The organism is Klebsiella sp. 4_1_44FAA (assembly GCF_000238715.1).
Lineage (GTDB): Bacteria > Pseudomonadota > Gammaproteobacteria > Enterobacterales > Enterobacteriaceae > Klebsiella > Klebsiella pneumoniae.
Genome location: NZ_JH414863.1, coordinates 1 through 644, shown reverse-complemented (window position 1 = coordinate 644; position 644 = coordinate 1). Strand labels below are relative to the sequence as shown.

The 644-nt window shown below is 62.3% G+C and carries 1 protein-coding gene; it reads left to right on the top strand.

What is annotated here, in order from left to right; all coding sequences use genetic code 11:
* On the top strand, positions 1 to 644 hold a 644-nt coding region (locus HMPREF1024_RS00025), incomplete at both ends, for a carbohydrate porin (RefSeq protein ID WP_009310191.1).

Here is a 644-nt window from a genome sequence, read left to right as displayed (position 1 = left end):
GGTCGACGTGATCACCAACCCGCAGACCACCGCCGCCTCGCCGGATATGGCCATTCCGTTCGGCCTCAAGTTCAGCGGCTACGCCCGCTATGGCGCCCACTTCCAGACCGGCGACCAGAAATATGTCGGCGTCGACGGCTCCTATAACGGCGCCTCGGCGATCGGCCGTCTGGGCAACGAAAGCAACGGCGGCGAATTCCAGATCAGCAAGGCCTTCAAAAGCGCGCAGGGGGCTATCTGGGATCTCAACGTGATGTTCGACCACTGGAGCGACGAAGTTAACCTGAAGAAGGCCTACGTCGGGGTCACCAACGTGCTGGAATCCAACCCCAACGCCTATCTCTGGGCCGGCCGCGACTTCCACCAGCGTCCGCAACAGGGGATCAACGACTACTTCTGGATGAACCACGACGGCCAGGGCGCCGGGGTAAAGAACTTTGATATCGGCGGCGTGCAGTTCGACGTGGCGGCGGTATCGCAGGTGAAATCCTGCAGCCCGGAAGTGATGGCCGACGAGACCAACCCGTCGCGCATCACCTGTACCGGCAGCTCCGACACCGGCGACAACGGCCACTACGCGCTGACCACCAAAACCCACAACATCAAGGCCGGGCCGATCGACGTCGAGGTGTACGCCAACTACG